Genomic DNA, 17,197 nt, shown 5'->3' with positions numbered 1-17,197 from the left:
ATGCCATGAATTTCATTCTTTACTCGGACGTAAATGATCGCTCCATCAGCCAGAGCCTCGGACGGCCTGAGTACAGCTATTACTTCGTGCTCAAGGCTTATCGTCCCGTGCTGGAAAGCCTGGGGCCGGTGCATGTGGTGTCGTCGGTCGCCGAGGTCGATCCGCTTTATCAAACGTTGCAGCAGGCCGGACAGGACTGCTTGTTCCTTTCGTTTTCCCCTCCTCACAAGACCCCGCTGGATCTGCTTTGTCCGATGGTCTGTGTGGTGGCCTGGGAATTCGATTCGATCCCGGCCGAGCACTGGGACGACGACCCGAGGCATGACTGGAGCCGCACGCTGGCCCGACATGGCCGGGTGATTACCCTGTCCAGCCATACGGCCGAGGCGATCCGTCGGAGCTTGGGCGAGGATTTCCCGGTGCTGGTGTTGCCCACGCCGCTGTGGGAGCGTTTCGCAGCGGTTCGTGAGCGCCACCCGAGCTTGCCGATCAACCCGGGAACGACTTTGCGGATCAAGGGTTGCATCATCGACAGCCGGCCCCTCGGGCTGTCGGCGGACGGCTTGATCGCACCGATCCTTGAAGAGTCGCCGCACCCGGCCACCAAGCCGCAGCCCCTGACCTGGCGGCGGCGCGCATCCATTTCCCGCCGTTACCTGCGCGAAGTCATCCGCGCCTTCACCGGCAAGGCCGAGCAAGCTCCTGTGTGGCTGTTCAAGCACAACCTGCTGAGCTGGTACCGCGAGGCGGTTCGTGACCTGATTCCGGGGCCGGTTCGCATTGCGGCCAGCAGGATCCTGCGGGGACCGTCGCTGGCCGTCGAGGCCGCTCCAGAGCCAGGACCCTCCGAACATCCCCAGGCCGTTCTGCCGGACACCCGCCAGGTGGTCGAGACCAACGTCAGCGGGGTGGTGTACGTCAGCGTGTTCAACCCCGATGACGGTCGCAAGAACTGGCATCAGTTGATCACCGCATTCTGTTGGGCACTGCGCGACGTCGAGGACGCCACGCTGGTGCTGAAAATGACCCAGAACGATCTGTCGACCTATTACGTCGAGCTGCTGACGCTGCTGTCGCAACTGTCGCCGTTCAGTTGCCGGGTGGTGGTGATGCACGGTTACCTGGAGGACGAACAATTCGCCCGGCTGTATGGCGCGGCGAGTTTCTACGTCAATGCGTCCCGCTGCGAAGGCCTGTGCCTGCCGTTGATGGAGTTCATGTCCTGCGCTCGGCCGGTCATCGCGCCGGACCACACGGCGATGCGTGATTACATCGACGCCGAGGTGGCTTTCATCGTCAAGTCCAGCCGTGAACCGACGATCTGGCCGGAAGACTCACGTATTTTGTATCGCACCCTGCGCCATCGACCCGACTGGGGTTCATTGAAGCTCGCCTATGAGCAGAGTTATGCCATGGCCAAGCACCAGCCGCAGGCCTACCAGGCCATGGCCGTTGCCGCGAGCGAGCGGATGCGCCGTTATTGCGGGTTCGCCCCGGTGCAGCAGCGCCTGGCGGATTTCATCGCGGCGCCAGGCTGCGATGACGGGCTGTCATTGGCGGTTCAGGCAGGTATCGCCTCATGTTGATCATCATTTATTCGGAAACCAACCAGAGCAACATCCTGGAAAACCTCGGCAAGCCCGAATACAGCTATTACTTCGTGCTCAAGGAGTTTCGCCCGGTGCTGGAGCGGTTGGGGCAGGTCGTCGAAGTGACCCGGCCTGACGAAGAGGTCGATCAGCTATATGCCGATTGCCGGGCGCGTGGCGAAGAATGCATCTTCCTGTCGTTTTCGCCCCCTCATCGCACCGCCGCCCACTACGTTTGCCCGACGATCCCAGTATTCGCTTGGGAGTTCAGCACCATTCCCACTGAAAGCTGGCAGGGCGAACCCCGGCACGATTGGCGAGTGGTCCTGGGCGCAACCGGCATGGCGATCACCCATTCCAGCTTCACCGTCAAAACCGTTCGAGAGGTGATGGGGGCGGACTTCCCCGTCGCCGCCATCGCCGCGCCAGTATGGGACCGCTTTGCCGCACGCGGTGCGGTGCTGGCCCAGCGACCGACGGTGGATCACATGCGCCTGCAATTGCGTGGCCTGTTGATCGACAGCCGCACCACCGACCTGCGGCCTTATGGCCCACCGGCGCATCATGCCGGCACGCCGCTGGTGCTGGACGGCCCGGCCGAGGATTGCGAGTTACTGCTGGACGGTGTGATCTACACCTCCGTGTTCAATCCTTACGACGGCCGCAAGAACTGGAAGGACATGATCAGCGCGTTTTGCACGACATTCCGCGACGTTGCCGACGCAACCTTGGTACTCAAGTTGACGCATCACGACGTCACCGCCGCGCTGACCGACATGCTTCACCACGTCTACAAGAACCAGTCGTACCGCTGCCGCATCGTGCTGATACATGGATATCTGGCGGACGCGGACTACGAGCGACTGGTGGAAGCCACCCGGTATGTGGTCAACAGTTCCTATGGGGAAGGGCAATGCCTGCCGTTGATGGAGTTCATGTCCTGCGGTCGCCCGGCGATTGCGCCGCTGAACACGGCAATGGCTGACTACATCGACCACGACAATGCCTTCGTGGTGGACTCGACCGAAGAACTGACCGCCTGGCCCCACGACCCGCGTGCCGCCTACCGGACCCTGCGGTATGTCACCGATTGGGACTCGTTGTGCTCGGCCTATCGCGCCAGTTATGACGTGGCCAAAAACGACCCTGAGCGTTACCGCCGGATGTCGGCCCACGCCGTGCGCAGCCTGGAGACATTCTGCAGTCAGGCCAATGCCGAGCAGCGTCTGCGGGCGTTTTTCGACGACATACTCAAGCGGCGCGGGAACGCGCAGCTGTCATGATCCGCCGATGGCTGGCGGGGCTCAGGCCACCGGTCGAACCTTCGCCACCCGTGACGGTGGCCGCTTCACCCCGTGATGTCGGCCTCTATGACGCGATGCTCGACGGTTGGTTTCGCAGTGAAACCGGTGAGTTGCTCAAGGGCTTTGCCATCACGGCCGAGGATACATTGCTGGATGTCGGCTGCGGCGAAGGCGTGGCGACCCTGTTTGCAATGCGCCAGGGCGCGTCCGTGATCTTTACCGACAGCGAACAGGACAAGGTGCGCGACCTGGCCCGCCAAGTCGAAGCCCGGGCCACCGCGCCGTTCCTGGGCCTGGTCAGCAACAGCCTGCCGCTGCCCCTGGCCGATGGCTGTGCGAACAAGATCGTCTGCATGGAGGTGCTCGAGCATATCCACGAGCCGGAGCCGTTCATGGCCGAACTGGTGCGCATGGGCCGGCCCGGGGCGCAGTACCTACTCAGCGTGCCGGCCTCGGTGGGTGAGCATTTGCAGCAAGGCATCGCGCCGCCGGGCTATTTTCAAGCGCCCAACCACGTGCAGATTTTCACTGCCGAACGATTCGCCGCGCTGGTGGAGGGTGCCGGGCTGGTGATCGAGCACCGCCAGGCCAGCGGATTTTTCTGGGTCATGGGCATGATTTTCTTCTGGGCCAGCGAACAGGCGGCAGGCCGGGAGCTAGAGGGCGCTGTGCGGGACCGTATCCAGGCGCCGTATCCACCGTTGATGGAGCGCTGGGCGGGCCTCTGGCGGGACGTACTGACGCAACCCGACGGCTTGGCAATCAAGCAGGTGCTGGACCGGTTCATGCCCAAGAGCCAGGTCATCATCGCGCGTAAACCCGATCCTTCTTCCGGGAGCCCTTCATGAGCAGCAAGCGGATCCTGGACATCGAGTTGCTGCGCGCCGTTGCGGTCATCGGCGTGCTGTTCCATCACCTGCAAGGCATGCCGTTTCCTGGCGGCTGGCCGCGCCTGGCGGCCCTGTCCGACAGTTTCCAGCTGTGGTGGGGCGTGGACCTGTTCTTCGCGATTTCCGGGTTCGTCATCGGGCGCAGCCTGATCCCGCAATTGCGGCGCTGCGACAACCCCCGGCAATTCTGGGCGGTCACCCGGGACTTCTGGATTCGCCGGGCGTTTCGCCTGTTGCCGTCGGCCTGGCTCTGGCTGCTGCTGGTGCTGTTCGCGGTGTTCTTCCTCAACCGCTCCGGCGCGTTCGGCAGCGTGCAGGCCAACCTGCAGGCGACCCTGGCCGGTTTCCTGCAATTTGCCAACCTGCGCTTTGCCGATGCGTTCATGCACTATGAGTACGGCGCGAGCTTCGTGTACTGGACGCTGTCGTTGGAAGAGCAGTTCTATCTGATCCTGCCGCTGCTGGTGTTCGTCTCGCGTCGCTACCTGGCGTGGGTGTTGCTGGCGGTGGTGCTGGTGCAGTTCTTTACCTGGCGGGCGCTGTGGCTGTCGGTGATTCGTACCGATGCCTTGGCGCTGGGCGTGTTGTTGTCGATCTGGAGCCTGCAGGCCAGCTACTGGCGCTTCGAGCCCACCTGGTTTCGCCGCCCGCCGTTGGGTGTGCTGCTGGTGCTGGGCCTTGGCAGCGTGATGGCCTGGATCGCGACTGAGCACTTCAATTTGTCGTTCTACCGTCTCGGGGTCATTGCCGTACTCAGCGCCGTGCTGGTCTGGGTGGCCTCCTATGATCGGGATTACCTGTTGCCCCGCGGTCGATTGAAAACGGCGCTGACCTGGGTGGGCAGTCGTTCCTATGGGATCTACCTGATCCACATCCCGGTGTTTTTCCTGCTGCGCGAGTTGTGGTTTCGTTTCGCCCCCTTGGGCTCGCCGGACCCGGCAAGCCATCCCTGGCCGGCCTTGGCCTGTGCGTTGTTGCTGATCGGGCTATTGAGCGAACTCAACTACCGCTGGGTCGAAATGCCCATGCGCAATCGTGGTGCCCGGTTGGTTGAACGCCTGTCCGCCGCCCGAACCGTCCTTCCTGCCTCTGGAGCCCCGTCATGCTGAGCCTTTTGAAGAAACTCACCACGGGCGCGCCCGCGTCCGCCGAGCCGGTCGCCGAGAAAGTCGACCCGTATATGCTCGGGCTGCACGATGCGATGCTCAGCGGCTGGTTCAACCAGCAAACCGGCGAACTGTTCACAGGGTTCCCGGTGACGCCTGAAGACACGCTGCTGGACGTGGGTTGCGGCGATGGTGGCAACGTGCATTTTTGTGGCATGCGTGGGGCGAAGATCATCATCGCCGACATCGACGCGGCCAAGGTCGAAGCCACTCGCCAGCGCTTGAGCGACACCCCCGCGCGCGAAGTCGAGTGCCACGTGACCGACTGCAACCCGCTGCCGATTGCCGATGCCACGGCTACCCGAGTGGTGTCCACCGAAGTCATCGAGCACGTCGACGACCCGGCGCAGTTCCTCGCCGAGCTGGTAAGGGTCGGCCAGCCCGGTGCGCTGTACTTGCTGAGCGTGCCGCACCCCAGCTCCGAAGACCTGCAAAAAGACATCGCCGCGCCGGAGTACTTCCGCAAACCCAACCACATTCGCATCATCAGCGAAGAGCAGTTCAAGGCGATGGTCAGCGAGGCCGGGCTGGAGGTATTGAGCCACAGCCAATACGGTTTCTACTGGTCGATGTGGATGTTGCTGTTCTGGGAAGCCAAGGTCGATTTCAGCAACCCCGACCATCCATTGCTCAAGCATTGGGCCGACACTTGGCAAGCGGTGCTGAGTTCGCCACGCGGTGCGCAGATCAAGCAGGCGCTGGACGCGGTGGTGGCCAAGAGTCAGGTGATTATTGCGCGTAAGCCTGGCGCGCTTTCATAACACCCCCTTGTAGTGATGGTGCTTACTGTGGCGAGGGAGCTTGCTCCCGCTGGGTTGCGCAGCGACCCCTTTTGGTGGGCGCTGCGCACCCAAGCGGGAGCAAGCTCCCTCGCCACAGGTATTCGCTAGGATCCGAGTGGCGTAATCTGCCGGGCTTTATGAGTGGTAAGGCTTCATGACTGTTTTTTCCCGGCTCTTCCTGGTCCTCGCCGTGTTGCTTCTGGGGGCCTGCGAACAACCTCCGGCCCCGGCCCTCGATCAACAGCTCTACATTTGGCAACGCCAATGGACCCCGGCCCACGGGCAGGCGTTGCTCCAAAGTCGCGGCGATTTCTCTACGCTACGAGTGCTGGCGTTGCAGGCGTTTCCCGGGGCGGGCTGGCGCCGTGCGCGGATCGATCCAGCCCTGCTCAAGGCGGACGGTCGTCCGCTGATCGCCGTGATTCGCCTGGACGGCCAGCTCAAGGCCCTGGACCAGGACGAGGTCATCGCGCAAATCCAGCAAGTGCTGGGCGATTGGCAGGCCCAAGGCCTGGCCCCGGTGGGCGTGGAGATCGACCACGATGCTGGCAATGCACGGCTGCCGGCCTATGGAAATTTCCTCGCCCAACTGCGGCACATCCTGCCGGCCGACCTGCGGCTCAGCATCACGGCGCTACCGGCCTGGCTCGACAGTCCTGCATTGTCGGGGGTGTTGGATGCGGTGGACAGCAGTGTGCTGCAGGTCCATGCGGTGAGCGATCCTCGGCAAGGCCTGTTCGATCCGAAACAGGCCCGGCAGTGGGCGCTACGCTGGGGTGACATCACCACCAAGCCGTTTTATCTGGCCCTGCCGGCCTACGGCGTGGCGCTGCTGACCCAGGAGAGCGGCGTGCCGGTGGTGGAAAGCGAGGTGCCGATCGACCGCGGTGGCGAGCGTCGGGAGTTGCTGGCCGATCCGCAACACGTGGCCGGGCTTGCAACGGATCTGCGGGCTGATCCGCCGCGACATCTCGCCGGGCTGATCTGGTTTCGCCTGCCCCTGGCCGGCGACCGTCGGGCGTGGAGCCTGACCACGCTCGGCGCTGTCGCTCGGGGCGATCACTTGGACAGTCGCCTGGCGTTGCAGTGGGCGGAGCAGGGCGGTTTGTACGATATCCGCCTGGTCAACCAGGGCAATCTCGACAGCCCCTGGCCTCAGCGCCTGACCCTTGCTGTCGGCGCATGTGACGGCGTCGATGCCTTGGCCGGTTATACGTTGCAACAAACCCCCGGACTGCTTACCTTCACCCGCATTCAGGAAGGCCGCTTGGCGGCGGGTAGCCAACGGGCAATCGGCTGGGCGCGCTGTACGAAAATTGACCAAGGAGGTTTCAATGTTTACCCGTAAGTGGCCTCGTCACCTGCTGTGCCTGAGTCTTTGCCTGCCGCTGGGCCCGGCGCTGGCCTGCGGGCCGGATTTCCCGATGCGCCTGCTGGATAACCGCGCCCAGACGCTGGCGGAGTTGCCCGAAGGCAGCTTTCGCTTCGAAGTCAGCCGTCTCGGCCAGGTGATTGCCGGGCTTAAGCCGGCCACCGAGGCGACGCGCAACCCGGACTACAGCTATGACGACCTGCCTTCCTACGTGGAGCAACGCAGCAAGGCCGAGCAGATTGGCCTGACCCCGCCGCAGCAAGCGGTGGTGGAGCGCTTGCGGGCGCTGACCGACATCGACCAGGTGGCGGCTGAGGCGGCGAATCTGCCGGACGAGCTGCGCCTGTATGCGCTCGGCGCGGCGGCTTTCAATATCGGTGAGCATCAGCGCGCCGTGGAAGCCTTTCAGCAATTGCTGGCATTACCGGCTGATCAACGTCGGTTGCGCAGCACCTGGGCCGCGTATTCCCTGGGGCGGGCCTTGTTCGCCGTGAGCACCGAGGCGGGTAGCGGCGACCCTGTGGCCTTGCAGGATCAGGCGCGAGCGGCGTTTCGCCAGGCTCGGGAGTTGAGCATTGCCGGCTTCAGCGACCCGCTGGAATTGGGCATCGCCAGCCTCGGCGAGGAGGCCCGGGTGGCCTACACCGCTGATGATTGGGACAGTGCCATCGGCCTGTATGCGATCCAGAACCTGCAAGGGTCTCCGGTCGGCTACAGCTCGTTGCTGCAATTGGCCGGAGATTTGAGCGTCCAGTCGGATGAGCGCTTGAGTGAATTGCTCAAAACCAAGGCGGTGCAGCGATTGGTCACCGCCTACCTGCTCAGCCGTGTCGGCTGGTGGGACGGTGAAGAACCCTCTGGCGAGAAAAGGCTGTTCGAACTGTTGCAGGCCAGCGCCCGGGACAACCTGGACGATGCCGACCGTTTGGCCGCGGTGAGTTACCAGCACGGCGATTACGCCAGCGCCCAGGCCTTTGTACAAAAGGCTGTCGACACCGGCCTGGCGTGGTGGGTGCGCGCCAAGCTGGCCTTGCGCGACGGCGATAAAGTGGCCGCGGCGGCGGCTTATGCCAAGGCTGCCCAGGCTTTCCCGAACGATGAATCCTGGGGCAGCCGGCGCACGCCGGATTGGAACTACGAGTCGGTGCAGCCCAAGTGCCGGGTCGAAGGTGAAAGCGCGATCCTGGCCTTGCAGCGCGGCGATTACCTGCAAGCCTTCGATCAGCTCTATCGCGGCCAGGGCAACTATTGGTACGACGCCGCCGCCGTCGCCGAGCGGGTGCTCACGGTGGAGGAGCTCAAGCAGTACGTCGACGCCCAAGTCCCGGCGCCACCGGCGTTGAGCCAGGCGGATCGGGACAACTACGTGCCGCTGCCCGTGGCCGCGAGTCTGCGCAATCTGCTGGGGCGGCGTTTGCTGAGGGAAGGGCGCTTCGATGAGGCGCCGGCTTATTTCGATAACCCGGAGCTGCAGGAAAAGGCCCGCACCTATGGGCGATTGCGCCAGGACGCGGAGTCCAAATGGTGGCCAACCCGACGGGCCGAGGCGTATTTCAATGCGTCCCGGATGGCCCGCAAATGGGGCATGGAGCTGCTCGGCTATGAGATGGCGCCGGATTACGCCAGCCTGGGCGGCAATTACAGCCTGGAGCCGGTCGAGCTGAACGTCGGGCCGCTGGTGGCTGAAGGTGAACTGCAGCGCCAGCAGGCCAGCGCCGCGCAGCCGGACGTGCGTTACCACTATCGGTTTGTCGCCACGGCATTGGCGAGCCAGGCAGCGGATTATCTGCCGCATACCAGCCAGGCGTTCGCGGCGGTGCTGTGCAAGGCGGTGGGCTACAACTCCAGCCTTGAAGAGCAAAGCGCGCTGTATCAGCGCTATGTGAAGGAAGGCCCGTACGTGGAGTGGGCCGGGGATTTTGGTCATCAATGCCAGGAACCGGAATTCGGCACAGCGAACAAACGCTACGTGACCCAGGCCCTGGACCCGATTCGCTCGACGCTGCGGCCTTACAAGATCTGGCTGGAAGTGGGCGGGGCCGTGTTGGTGGCGGCGGTGGCGTTGGGATTGATCAGCCGGCGCCGGCGCAAGGTGCGGATGTCGGCCAGCTAAGCTAACGGCCAGCCGAACACCGCCTGTGGCGAGGGAGCTTGCTCCCGCTCGGCTCTGTAGGAGCTGGCGAAGCCTGCGATCTTTTGATCTTTTGATCTTTTGATCTTTTGATCTTTTGATCTTTCGCTTGAGATTCAAGCGTATGGGGAAAGATCGCAGCCTCGTTGCACTCGTCAGCTCCTACACAGCTCCTACAGACGCGCTCCGGCGGGAGCAATCCCTGGCCACAAAAAAGTGTTCATTCCCGCTTTGCGTTGTTCCTACATCTGCGTCGCCATTCCCTCCACATTCATGGCCGCCTGGCGCAACGCCTCCGAACGGGTAGGGTGGGGGTGGCAGGTCAGGGCGATGTCCTCGGCCGAGGCGCTGAACTCCATGGCCACGCAGTACTCACCGATCATCTCACTGACACTCGGGCCCACCAGGTGCACGCCAAGGATTTCATCGGTGCGTTCATCGGCCAGGACCTTGGCGAATCCTTCGGTCTCGTGGTTGATCTTGGCCCGGCTGTTGGCCGTGAACGGAAACTTGCCGACCTTGTAGGCGCGGCCTTCAGCCTTGAGTTGTTCCTCGGTCTTGCCGACGCTGGCCAGTTCCGGACGGGTATAGATGACGCTGGGGATCAGCGCATAGTTGACCTCGGCGGCCTTGCCGGCGATCTGTTCGATGCAGGCCATGGCTTCGTCTTCGGCCTTGTGGGCCAGCATCGGTCCGGCCGTCACATCACCGATGACCCAGACGCCGGGGGCTTCGGTGCGGTGACGCTGGTTGGCGAGCATGCCGCGTTTATCGGTGCTCAACCCGACGTTCTCCAGCCCCAGTCCTTGTGTGTAAGGCCGACGACCGATGGCGACCAGGACGTAATCGGCGTCCAGGGTCTGTGCTTCACCGCCCGCCGCCGGTTCGACCTGCAGTTGCACGCCGCTGGCGGAGGTGGCGGCGCCGGTGACTTTCGAACTCAACTTGAACTGGATGCCTTGTTTAGCCAAGGCCCGTTGCAAGGTCTTGCCGGCCTCGCCGTCCACGCCCGGGCAGATGCGATCGAGGTATTCCACTACGGTCACCTGGGCGCCCAGCCGCCGCCAGACCGAACCCAGCTCCAGGCCGATGACACCCGCGCCGATCACCACCAGATGCCGGGGCACCTCACTCAGGGACAAGGCGCCGGTGGAGTCAAGGATGCGCTGGTTGTCGATGGCCACGCCTGGCAACGGCATGGGTTCCGAGCCGGTGGCGATGACGATGTCTTTGGCACTCAGATCGGTCTTGGTGCCATCGTCGCCGGTGACGGTCACCTTGCCTGGCCCGTCGATGTGGCCCCAGCCTTTGATCCAGTCGACCTTGTTCTTGCGGAACAGGAACTCGATGCCCTTGGTCAGGCCCGCCACGCTTTCGTCTTTCTGCTTCATCATCTGCGCAAGATTGAGCGTGGGGCTGACTTCAATGCCCAGGTTGGCGAACTCCGTTCCCGTGGCCGCTTCGTACAGTTCCGAAGCGTGCAGCAATGCCTTGGAGGGCATGCAGCCGACGTTCAGGCAGGTGCCGCCCAGCGTGGCTCGGCCTTCGACACAGGCGGCCTTCAACCCCAACTGCCCGGCCCGAATCGCCGCGTTATACCCGCCAGGGCCGCCGCCCAGAATGACCACGTCGTAGTTGCTCATCGCTGTTCTCCCGCTTGGCCTGATAAAAAATTATGCGCGTAATATGAGCGTTTCCGGAGATTTCGGTCAAGGCTTAAGTCAAGAGGCCGGCACACGCGTTGTCATGAAGAATTCAAAACGGAAATTTCACAGCAATCGTTATAAGGTAACGGCATATAACAGAGCGTCGGTGGCGTCTGTCCACGGGCCCGGATTTTGATCGCCACAAGTGCTGGGGTGGTATGCAAGTCGATCTAGATATCGAGGGAGCACAAGTGGCCGAATGGCCGCGTTTGCAGCGAGCGTCGTTTCAAGGGCGCCGCTTGAAGCGGATCGCCTTCGCCTTGGGAGGCGTGGCGGGCCTGGGCCTGGTGTTGGCGTTTTTTATCGGAGTGTTTTCACCCCAATCGCTGTGGCCGGTCTTGTTGGTCAGCCAAGGTGCGGGGTTGTTGGTGCTGGTGGCTGGCTTGCAATCCGCCTGGTGGGTGACGCAGTGGCGCAGCAGGGCGCTGTTGCCGGCTGTGGATAACCTGCCGACTGAAAACGAGCCTGTTGATAACCAGGGGTGGTATGAGCGGTTGCTGGACCGCGTCGGCGCCCGTTCGGTCGGCCTGCTCAAGCAAATCGGTGCGCCTACGCTGTGGCTGGCCGGTTGGGCGGTGCTGGTATTGCTGAGCCTGGAGCAGGCCTGGGACTTGCAACTGCCCGCTGCAACCCTCGGCGTCTCGGCCAGTGTGGGGGCGGTGCTGTCGCTGTTGTTGGCGTTCGGGTTATTGGTGTTCGAGCGACAATTGGCCCAGCAATCCCCCGTGGAATGGCCGGAAGCGCCACCGCTGGCGCAACTCACGCGGGTGGCGATCATCGTGTTGGTGCTCGGCGCCTTGTGCTTGCTGTTCTCCACCGAAACGTCCCTCTGGCCGCTGCGCCTGGCGGTGCTGATGGGGTTGTTGCCCGGGCTGGTGGCGGCGGAATTGTTGCTGCGCGCGGTGCTGTCGTTGTTCATCCCACGCCGGGACACCCTGGAGCCGACGCTGTTGGGGCGCAGTGTCATCGCCGATCTGCTGCGCTGGCCGCCGCAACCGCTGCTGGCCTTGCAGCATGAACTGCACAACCGTTTCGGCATCGACCTGCGCCAGATCTGGGCCTTCAGCTACATGCGCCGGGCTTTTTTGCCGGTGTTGGCGCTGGTGTCGCTGGTTGGTTGGTTGCTGACGGGCGTGCACGAAGTGCCGCTGCAGGGGCGGGGCATCTATGAGCGCTTTGGAAAACCGGTGGCGGTGTTCGGCCCAGGCTTGCACGTTGCGTTGCCTTGGCCGTGGGGCAGGGTACTGAACATCGAGAATGGCGTCGTACATGAACTGGCAACCAGCGTCACGGACAGTCGGACCGTTACCGAGGCTGAACCGGCGGAAGGGCCGGCGCCGGCAGTTGCCAATCGATTGTGGGACGCCAGCCATGTGAACGACAAATCCCAGGTCATTGCCAGTCGTCGTGCCGACCAGCAGAGCTTCCAGATCGTCAACATGGACGTACGGTTTGTCTATCGCATCGGCCTGACTGACGCCGCGGCATTGGCGGCTACCTATAACAGCGCCGATGTGCCGACATTGATTCGCAGTACCGCCAGCCGCATTTTGGTACATGAATTTGCTTCGCGCACGTTGGATGGTTTGCTGGGCGCGGACCGTGTCAGCCTGGCCGAAGAAATCGGTCGCGCCGTCCAGGCGGATTTGCAATCGCTCGACAGTGGCGTGGAAATTCTGGCGACGGTGGTGGAGGCGATTCATCCGCCGGCCGGTGCGGCCAATGCCTACCACGGCGTGCAGGCAGCGCAGATCGGCGCCCAGGCCTTGATTGCCCGCGAGCGTGGTGCGGCGGCAGAACAGACCAATCAGGCGCAGTTGCAAGCCAGCATCGCCCACGACCAGGCCACTGCCACCGCCGAGGAAATCAACGCGTCCGCCCAGGCTGCCGATTTGCGTTTCAACGCCGACCGCAAAGCCTACGCCACGGCGGGGCACGCTTTTGTGCTGGAACATTACTTGAGTCAACTGAGCCAGGGACTCGGCAATGCCCAGTTGCTGATTCTCGATCATCGCCTGGGCGGCAGCAGCAACGCGCCGACCATCGACTTGCGTACCTTCACGCTGCCGGCCGACCCCGCGTCGCCGCGTAACCCTGTCCCACCAGGAGCTGCCCATTGAGCCAGTCCTCTTCACACGGTCACCACGACCACGCCGGTCACGATCACGGTCACGGCGGTCATCACCCTGGTCATCATCACCACCATCATGGCGACCCGCAGCAAGCCGGTCCGTTTCCCTGGCGGCGGATGGGCTGGGCGGTGCTGTTGGTGGCATTTGCCGTCGCCGCCGCGAGCCTGGTGCAAGTGCGTTCGGGGGAGGCCACGGTCATCACCCGTTTCGGTAATCCGGCCCGGGTGCTGTTGCAACCCGGTCTGGGATGGCGCTGGCCGGCACCGTTCGAGGCGGCGATTCCGGTGGACCTGCGATTGCGCACCACGTCCAGCGGCCTGCAGGATGTCGGCACCCGCGACGGACTGCGGATCATCGTCCAGGCGTACGTGGCTTGGCAGGTGCAGGGCGACCCGGACAACGTGCAGCGTTTCATGCGTGCGGTACAGAACCAACCGGACGAAGCGGCGCGACAGATTCGCACGTTCGTCGGCTCGGCGTTGGAAACCACGGCCGCCAGCTTTGACTTGGCGAACCTGGTCAACACCGATGCCAGCCAAGTGCGCATCGCCGATTTCGAAGCCCAGTTGCGTCAGCAGATCGATCAACAGTTGCTCACCACTTACGGCGTGCGGGTGTTGCAAGTCGGTATCGAGCGCCTGACCTTGCCGTCGGTGACGCTGACCGCGACGGTGGATCGCATGCGGGCCGAGCGCGAGACCATCGCCACCGAACGCACCGCCATCGGCAAGCGCGAAGCGGCGCAGATTCACTCCGCTGCGGAACGTGATGCGCGCGTTGTGCAAGCCGATGCCACGGTGAAAGCCGCGGACATCGAAGCGCAATCCCGGGTAGAGGCGGCGGAAATTTACGGCCGGGCATACGCGGGCTCTCCGCAGCTCTACAACCTGCTCCGTTCGCTGGACACCTTGGGCACCATTGTCAGCCCAGGCACGAAATTGATTTTGCGCACCGATGCGGCGCCATTCCGTGTACTGGTAGACGGCCCTGCTTCCGTGGAAGGCAAAGGTGGAACACAACCATGAGTGTGGTTCCACGTGGAACAAATGAATTGTCCAGCCCCTGGATCCAGGCTGGGCGCCTGGCGTTCCTGGCGCTTTACGCCGTCACGGTGTTGGCGGCGTTGGCCTGGGTGTTCTCCAATGTGCGGCAGATCGACCCGCAGAATCGCGCAGTGGTGCTGCACTTTGGCGCCTTGGATCGAATCCAGAATGCCGGCCTCTTGTTGGCCTGGCCGCGTCCAGTGGAACAAGTGATCCTGCTGCCAGCGGCGGATCGGGTGCTTGAGCGGCGAGTGGAAAATCTGCTGCGCTCGGACGCGGCCCTGCAAGCTGATCGTGTCGCCAGTTTCGCCACGCCGGTCAGCGATGCGTTGGCTGGTTCTGGTTATTTACTGACCGGTGATGCTGGTGTGGTGCAACTGGATGTGCGGGTGTTCTACAAAGTCACCGACCCTTACGCCTTCGTCCTGCAAGGTGAACATGTCCTGCCGGCCTTGGACCGGTTGGCGACCCGCAGCGCCGTCGCCCTGACCGCGGCCCGGGACCTCGACACGATTCTGGTGGCTCGCCCGGAACTGATGGGCAGCGACAACCAGGCCGCCGAGCGTCGTGAACGCTTGCGGGGTGATCTGGTGCAGGGGCTTAACCGACGCTTGGCCGACTTGGCAGCGACGGGGCAGGGGTTAGGCATCGAGGTGGTGCGGGTCGACGTGCAATCGAGTCTGCCGGGGCCGGCCGTGAGCGCTTTCAACGCCGTGCTGACCGCCAGCCAGCAGGCCGACAAAGCCGTGGCCAATGCGCGCACCGAAGCCGAGAAACTCACCCAGGCCGCCCGCCAAGACGCTGACCGTGCCGTGCAAGTCGCCCACGCCCAGGCCAGCGAACGGCTCGCCAAGGCTTCGGCCGACACGGCCACGGTGCTTGGCCTGGCGAAGACCCAAGGCAGCGATCCGCAAATGCTGCTGCGCCTGTATCGCGAGCGCATGCCTGCCATCCTTCGCCAGGCCGGTTCCGTGACCACGGTCGACCCGAAAGACGATTCCCGCCTGATCATCCAGGGAGCCGGCCAATGACCGCCCAACCCCCCGCAGCACCGATGTTGTCCTCGACGGAACAACGCATCGCCGCTCGGCAACTGACCTTGGCGATGCTCGCCCTCGGCTTGCTCGCATTGGGCCTGGTATGGCGCGCTTGGTCGCCGCAGCAGAGCGGTGTCAGCCAACTGCTGTTGGGGTTCGCCTCGCTGCTGGTGGCGGTGCCGGTGATGCGTTCGGCCTGGTACAGCTTGCGTTACCCAAGCTTGCACGGAATCACTGACCAACTGATCGCCCTGGCGATGCTCGGTGCCTGGGCCACCGGCGATCTGCTGACGGCGGCCTTGCTGCCGATCATCATGATCTTTGGTCATGTGCTGGAAGAGCGCAGTGTCATCGGTTCCCAGGAGGCGATCCATGCCCTTGGTCAATTGACCCGCAGCCAGGGTCGCAAGGTGCAGGCCGACGGCTCGATCATCGATGTCGATAACGCGACGCTCCAGCCCGGCGATGTCGTCGAGGTGCGCGCCGGTGACCGGGTGCCGGCCGATGGTCGGGTGCTGTCCGGCCAGGCCAGCCTCGACACCGCGCCCATTACCGGTGAGTCGGTGCCGCTGGAGGCGGTGGTCGGCACCGAAGTCTTTGGTGGGGCGATCAACCTCGATGGCCTGCTGCGCCTGGAAGTGACCCGCACCGGCGAAGAATCCACCTTGGGCAAAGTCATCGCCCTGATGCAAAACGCCGAACGCTCCAAGCCACCCATCACCCGCTTGCTGGAGCGCTACGCTGGCAGTTACCTGGTATTGGTGTTGCTGCTGGCGGCAGTGACCTGGTTCGTGACCAATGATGCCCAGGCAATGCTGGCGGTATTAGTCGCCGCCTGTCCTTGCGCGTTGGTGCTGTCGGCGCCAGCCACCGCCATTGCCGGGATCGCGGTGGCGGCGCGCCACGGGATCCTGATCCGCAGCTCGGCCTTCCTGGAAGAACTGGCGGACCTGACCTCGTTGGTGGTCGACAAGACCGGCACCTTGACCTACGGCGTGCTGCGCCTGCAATCCATCGAACGTGCCCAGGATGTTCACGCATCGTTGTTGCTGCCATTGGCCGCCAGCCTGGGGTCGGCCAGCAGTCATCCGGTCAGTCGTGTCTTGGCGGGGTTGGTGGAGCAGGACAATGGCCTGGCCCTGACGGACATTCGCGAGCGCCAGGGGTTGGGGGTGGTCGCGATGACAGCCCAGGGCGAAGCGGCGCTCGGTCGGCCAGAGTTGTTTGCACAGTTGGGCATTCCAACGTCCGGAGTCCCTGAGCACGACGGCCCGATTGCCGGCCTGTCCCTGGACGGGCAGTTTCTCGCCTGGTTGCTGTTGGCCGACAGCGTGAAGCCGGAGGCACAGGTGGCCATGGCCGAGCTGCGCGAGTTGGGCCTGGGGCGTCAGTTATTGTTGACCGGCGACCGCCAGAGCGTGGCCGCGACCCTGGCCCGGGATGTCGGCATCGGCGACGTGCAAGCCCAGGCCTTGCCGGAAGACAAACTCAAGCGGGTCATGGCTGAAATCGACCATGGGTTCCGTCCCATGGTGGTGGGCGATGGCATCAATGATTCCCTGGCACTCAAGGCCGGGGTGGTGGGCGTCGCCATGGGCGCGGGCGGTGCAGACATCGCCCTGGCGTCGTCGGACATCGTGCTGATCGGCAGCGACTTGCGGCGCCTTGGCACCTGCGTGCGATTGAGTCGCCAATGCCGACGCACCTTGCAGGTCAACGTGATCATCGGCCTGGGCTGGACACTGGCCATCGTCGCGTTTGCCGCCTTCGGGTGGCTTGGCGCGGCGGGGGCGATGATCGCAGCATTGCTGCACAATTTGAGTACCCTGCTAGTCTTGGGTAATGCCGGGCGCTTGCTGCGGTTCCATGAGCCATTGCTCAAGATCCAAGCGAAAGGCACCGTTGAATAACTTCAGGCGAACTGCGCGTCACACGTGCAGTCTGCTATTGGAGAGGGCATACCGCCGCAGCATTTACCCGTCACAGGGAGTGATATGGGACAGCGATAGAAAAAGGCTATAAATTCGATAGCCTGCTATTTTTCT

At 63.6% G+C, this 17,197-nt stretch carries 12 protein-coding genes; 11 read left to right on the top strand and 1 reads right to left on the bottom strand.

All coding sequences use genetic code 11. The features are described from left to right. The first annotated feature begins 5 nt into the window (after nt 1–5). The 7 genes from AD659_RS27740 to AD659_RS27710 all read left to right on the top strand — a co-directional run bounded on the left by AD659_RS27740 (nt 6) and on the right by AD659_RS27710 (nt 9,216). Nucleotides 6–1,586, top strand: coding sequence for a glycosyltransferase (locus AD659_RS27740; RefSeq protein ID WP_053126765.1), 1,581 nt, complete (start codon nt 6–8; stop codon nt 1,584–1,586). After that, the gene (locus AD659_RS27735) at nt 1,580–2,872 is read left to right on the top strand and encodes a glycosyltransferase (protein ID WP_053126763.1); all 1,293 of its coding nucleotides are present in this window, start codon (nt 1,580–1,582) and stop codon (nt 2,870–2,872) included. Before AD659_RS27740 ends, AD659_RS27735 begins: the two co-directional genes overlap by 7 nt. Beyond that, on the top strand, nt 2,869–3,741 hold the full coding sequence (locus AD659_RS27730) for a class I SAM-dependent methyltransferase (RefSeq protein ID WP_053126761.1): 873 nt from the start codon (nt 2,869–2,871) through the stop codon (nt 3,739–3,741). The genes AD659_RS27735 and AD659_RS27730 overlap by 4 nt, the downstream gene beginning before the upstream one ends. Then, the gene (locus AD659_RS27725) at nt 3,738–4,892 is read left to right on the top strand and encodes an acyltransferase family protein (protein WP_053126759.1); all 1,155 of its coding nucleotides are present in this window, start codon (nt 3,738–3,740) and stop codon (nt 4,890–4,892) included. Before AD659_RS27730 ends, AD659_RS27725 begins: the two co-directional genes overlap by 4 nt. Then, complete coding sequence (locus AD659_RS27720) at nt 4,886–5,710, top strand: class I SAM-dependent methyltransferase (RefSeq protein WP_053126756.1); 825 nt, start codon at nt 4,886–4,888, stop codon at nt 5,708–5,710. Before AD659_RS27725 ends, AD659_RS27720 begins: the two co-directional genes overlap by 7 nt. Before the next feature lie 175 nt (nt 5,711–5,885). Further along, entirely contained in the window at nt 5,886–7,079 is a 1,194-nt protein-coding gene (locus tag AD659_RS27715; RefSeq protein WP_053126755.1) for a DUF3142 domain-containing protein, read from the top strand. Beyond that, entirely contained in the window at nt 7,066–9,216 is a 2,151-nt protein-coding gene (locus tag AD659_RS27710; RefSeq protein WP_053126752.1) for a hypothetical protein, read from the top strand. Before AD659_RS27715 ends, AD659_RS27710 begins: the two co-directional genes overlap by 14 nt. Nucleotides 9,217–9,476: 260 nt before the next feature. Here the strand turns inward: AD659_RS27710 and lpdA are convergent, their stop codons facing one another. Next, the gene (lpdA, locus tag AD659_RS27705; RefSeq protein ID WP_053126750.1) at nt 9,477–10,877 is read right to left on the bottom strand and encodes a dihydrolipoyl dehydrogenase; all 1,401 of its coding nucleotides are present in this window, start codon (nt 10,875–10,877) and stop codon (nt 9,477–9,479) included. A gap of 221 nt (nt 10,878–11,098) precedes the next feature. Between lpdA and AD659_RS27700 the strand changes: the two genes are divergently transcribed. The 4 genes from AD659_RS27700 to AD659_RS27685 are packed head-to-tail and all read left to right on the top strand — an operon-like array spanning nt 11,099 to nt 17,062. After that, nucleotides 11,099–13,060, top strand: coding sequence for a protease modulator HflK (locus tag AD659_RS27700; RefSeq protein ID WP_053126748.1), 1,962 nt, complete (start codon nt 11,099–11,101; stop codon nt 13,058–13,060). Further along, the gene (gene hflC / locus AD659_RS27695) at nt 13,057–14,097 is read left to right on the top strand and encodes a protease modulator HflC (protein ID WP_053126746.1); all 1,041 of its coding nucleotides are present in this window, start codon (nt 13,057–13,059) and stop codon (nt 14,095–14,097) included. The genes AD659_RS27700 and hflC overlap by 4 nt, the downstream gene beginning before the upstream one ends. Continuing rightward, complete coding sequence (gene hflK / locus AD659_RS27690) at nt 14,094–15,146, top strand: protease modulator HflK (RefSeq protein ID WP_053126744.1); 1,053 nt, start codon at nt 14,094–14,096, stop codon at nt 15,144–15,146. Before hflC ends, hflK begins: the two co-directional genes overlap by 4 nt. After that, nucleotides 15,143–17,062 (top strand): heavy metal translocating P-type ATPase, encoded by a 1,920-nt coding sequence (locus tag AD659_RS27685; protein ID WP_053126742.1) that lies wholly within the window; start codon nt 15,143–15,145, stop codon nt 17,060–17,062. Before hflK ends, AD659_RS27685 begins: the two co-directional genes overlap by 4 nt. The last annotated feature ends 135 nt before the right edge of the window (nt 17,063–17,197 follow it).

It is taken from the genome of Pseudomonas thivervalensis, assembly GCF_001269655.1.
In the GTDB taxonomy this organism is placed as follows: domain Bacteria; phylum Pseudomonadota; class Gammaproteobacteria; order Pseudomonadales; family Pseudomonadaceae; genus Aquipseudomonas; species Aquipseudomonas thivervalensis.
This window is presented reverse-complemented; position numbering and strand designations above follow the sequence as displayed.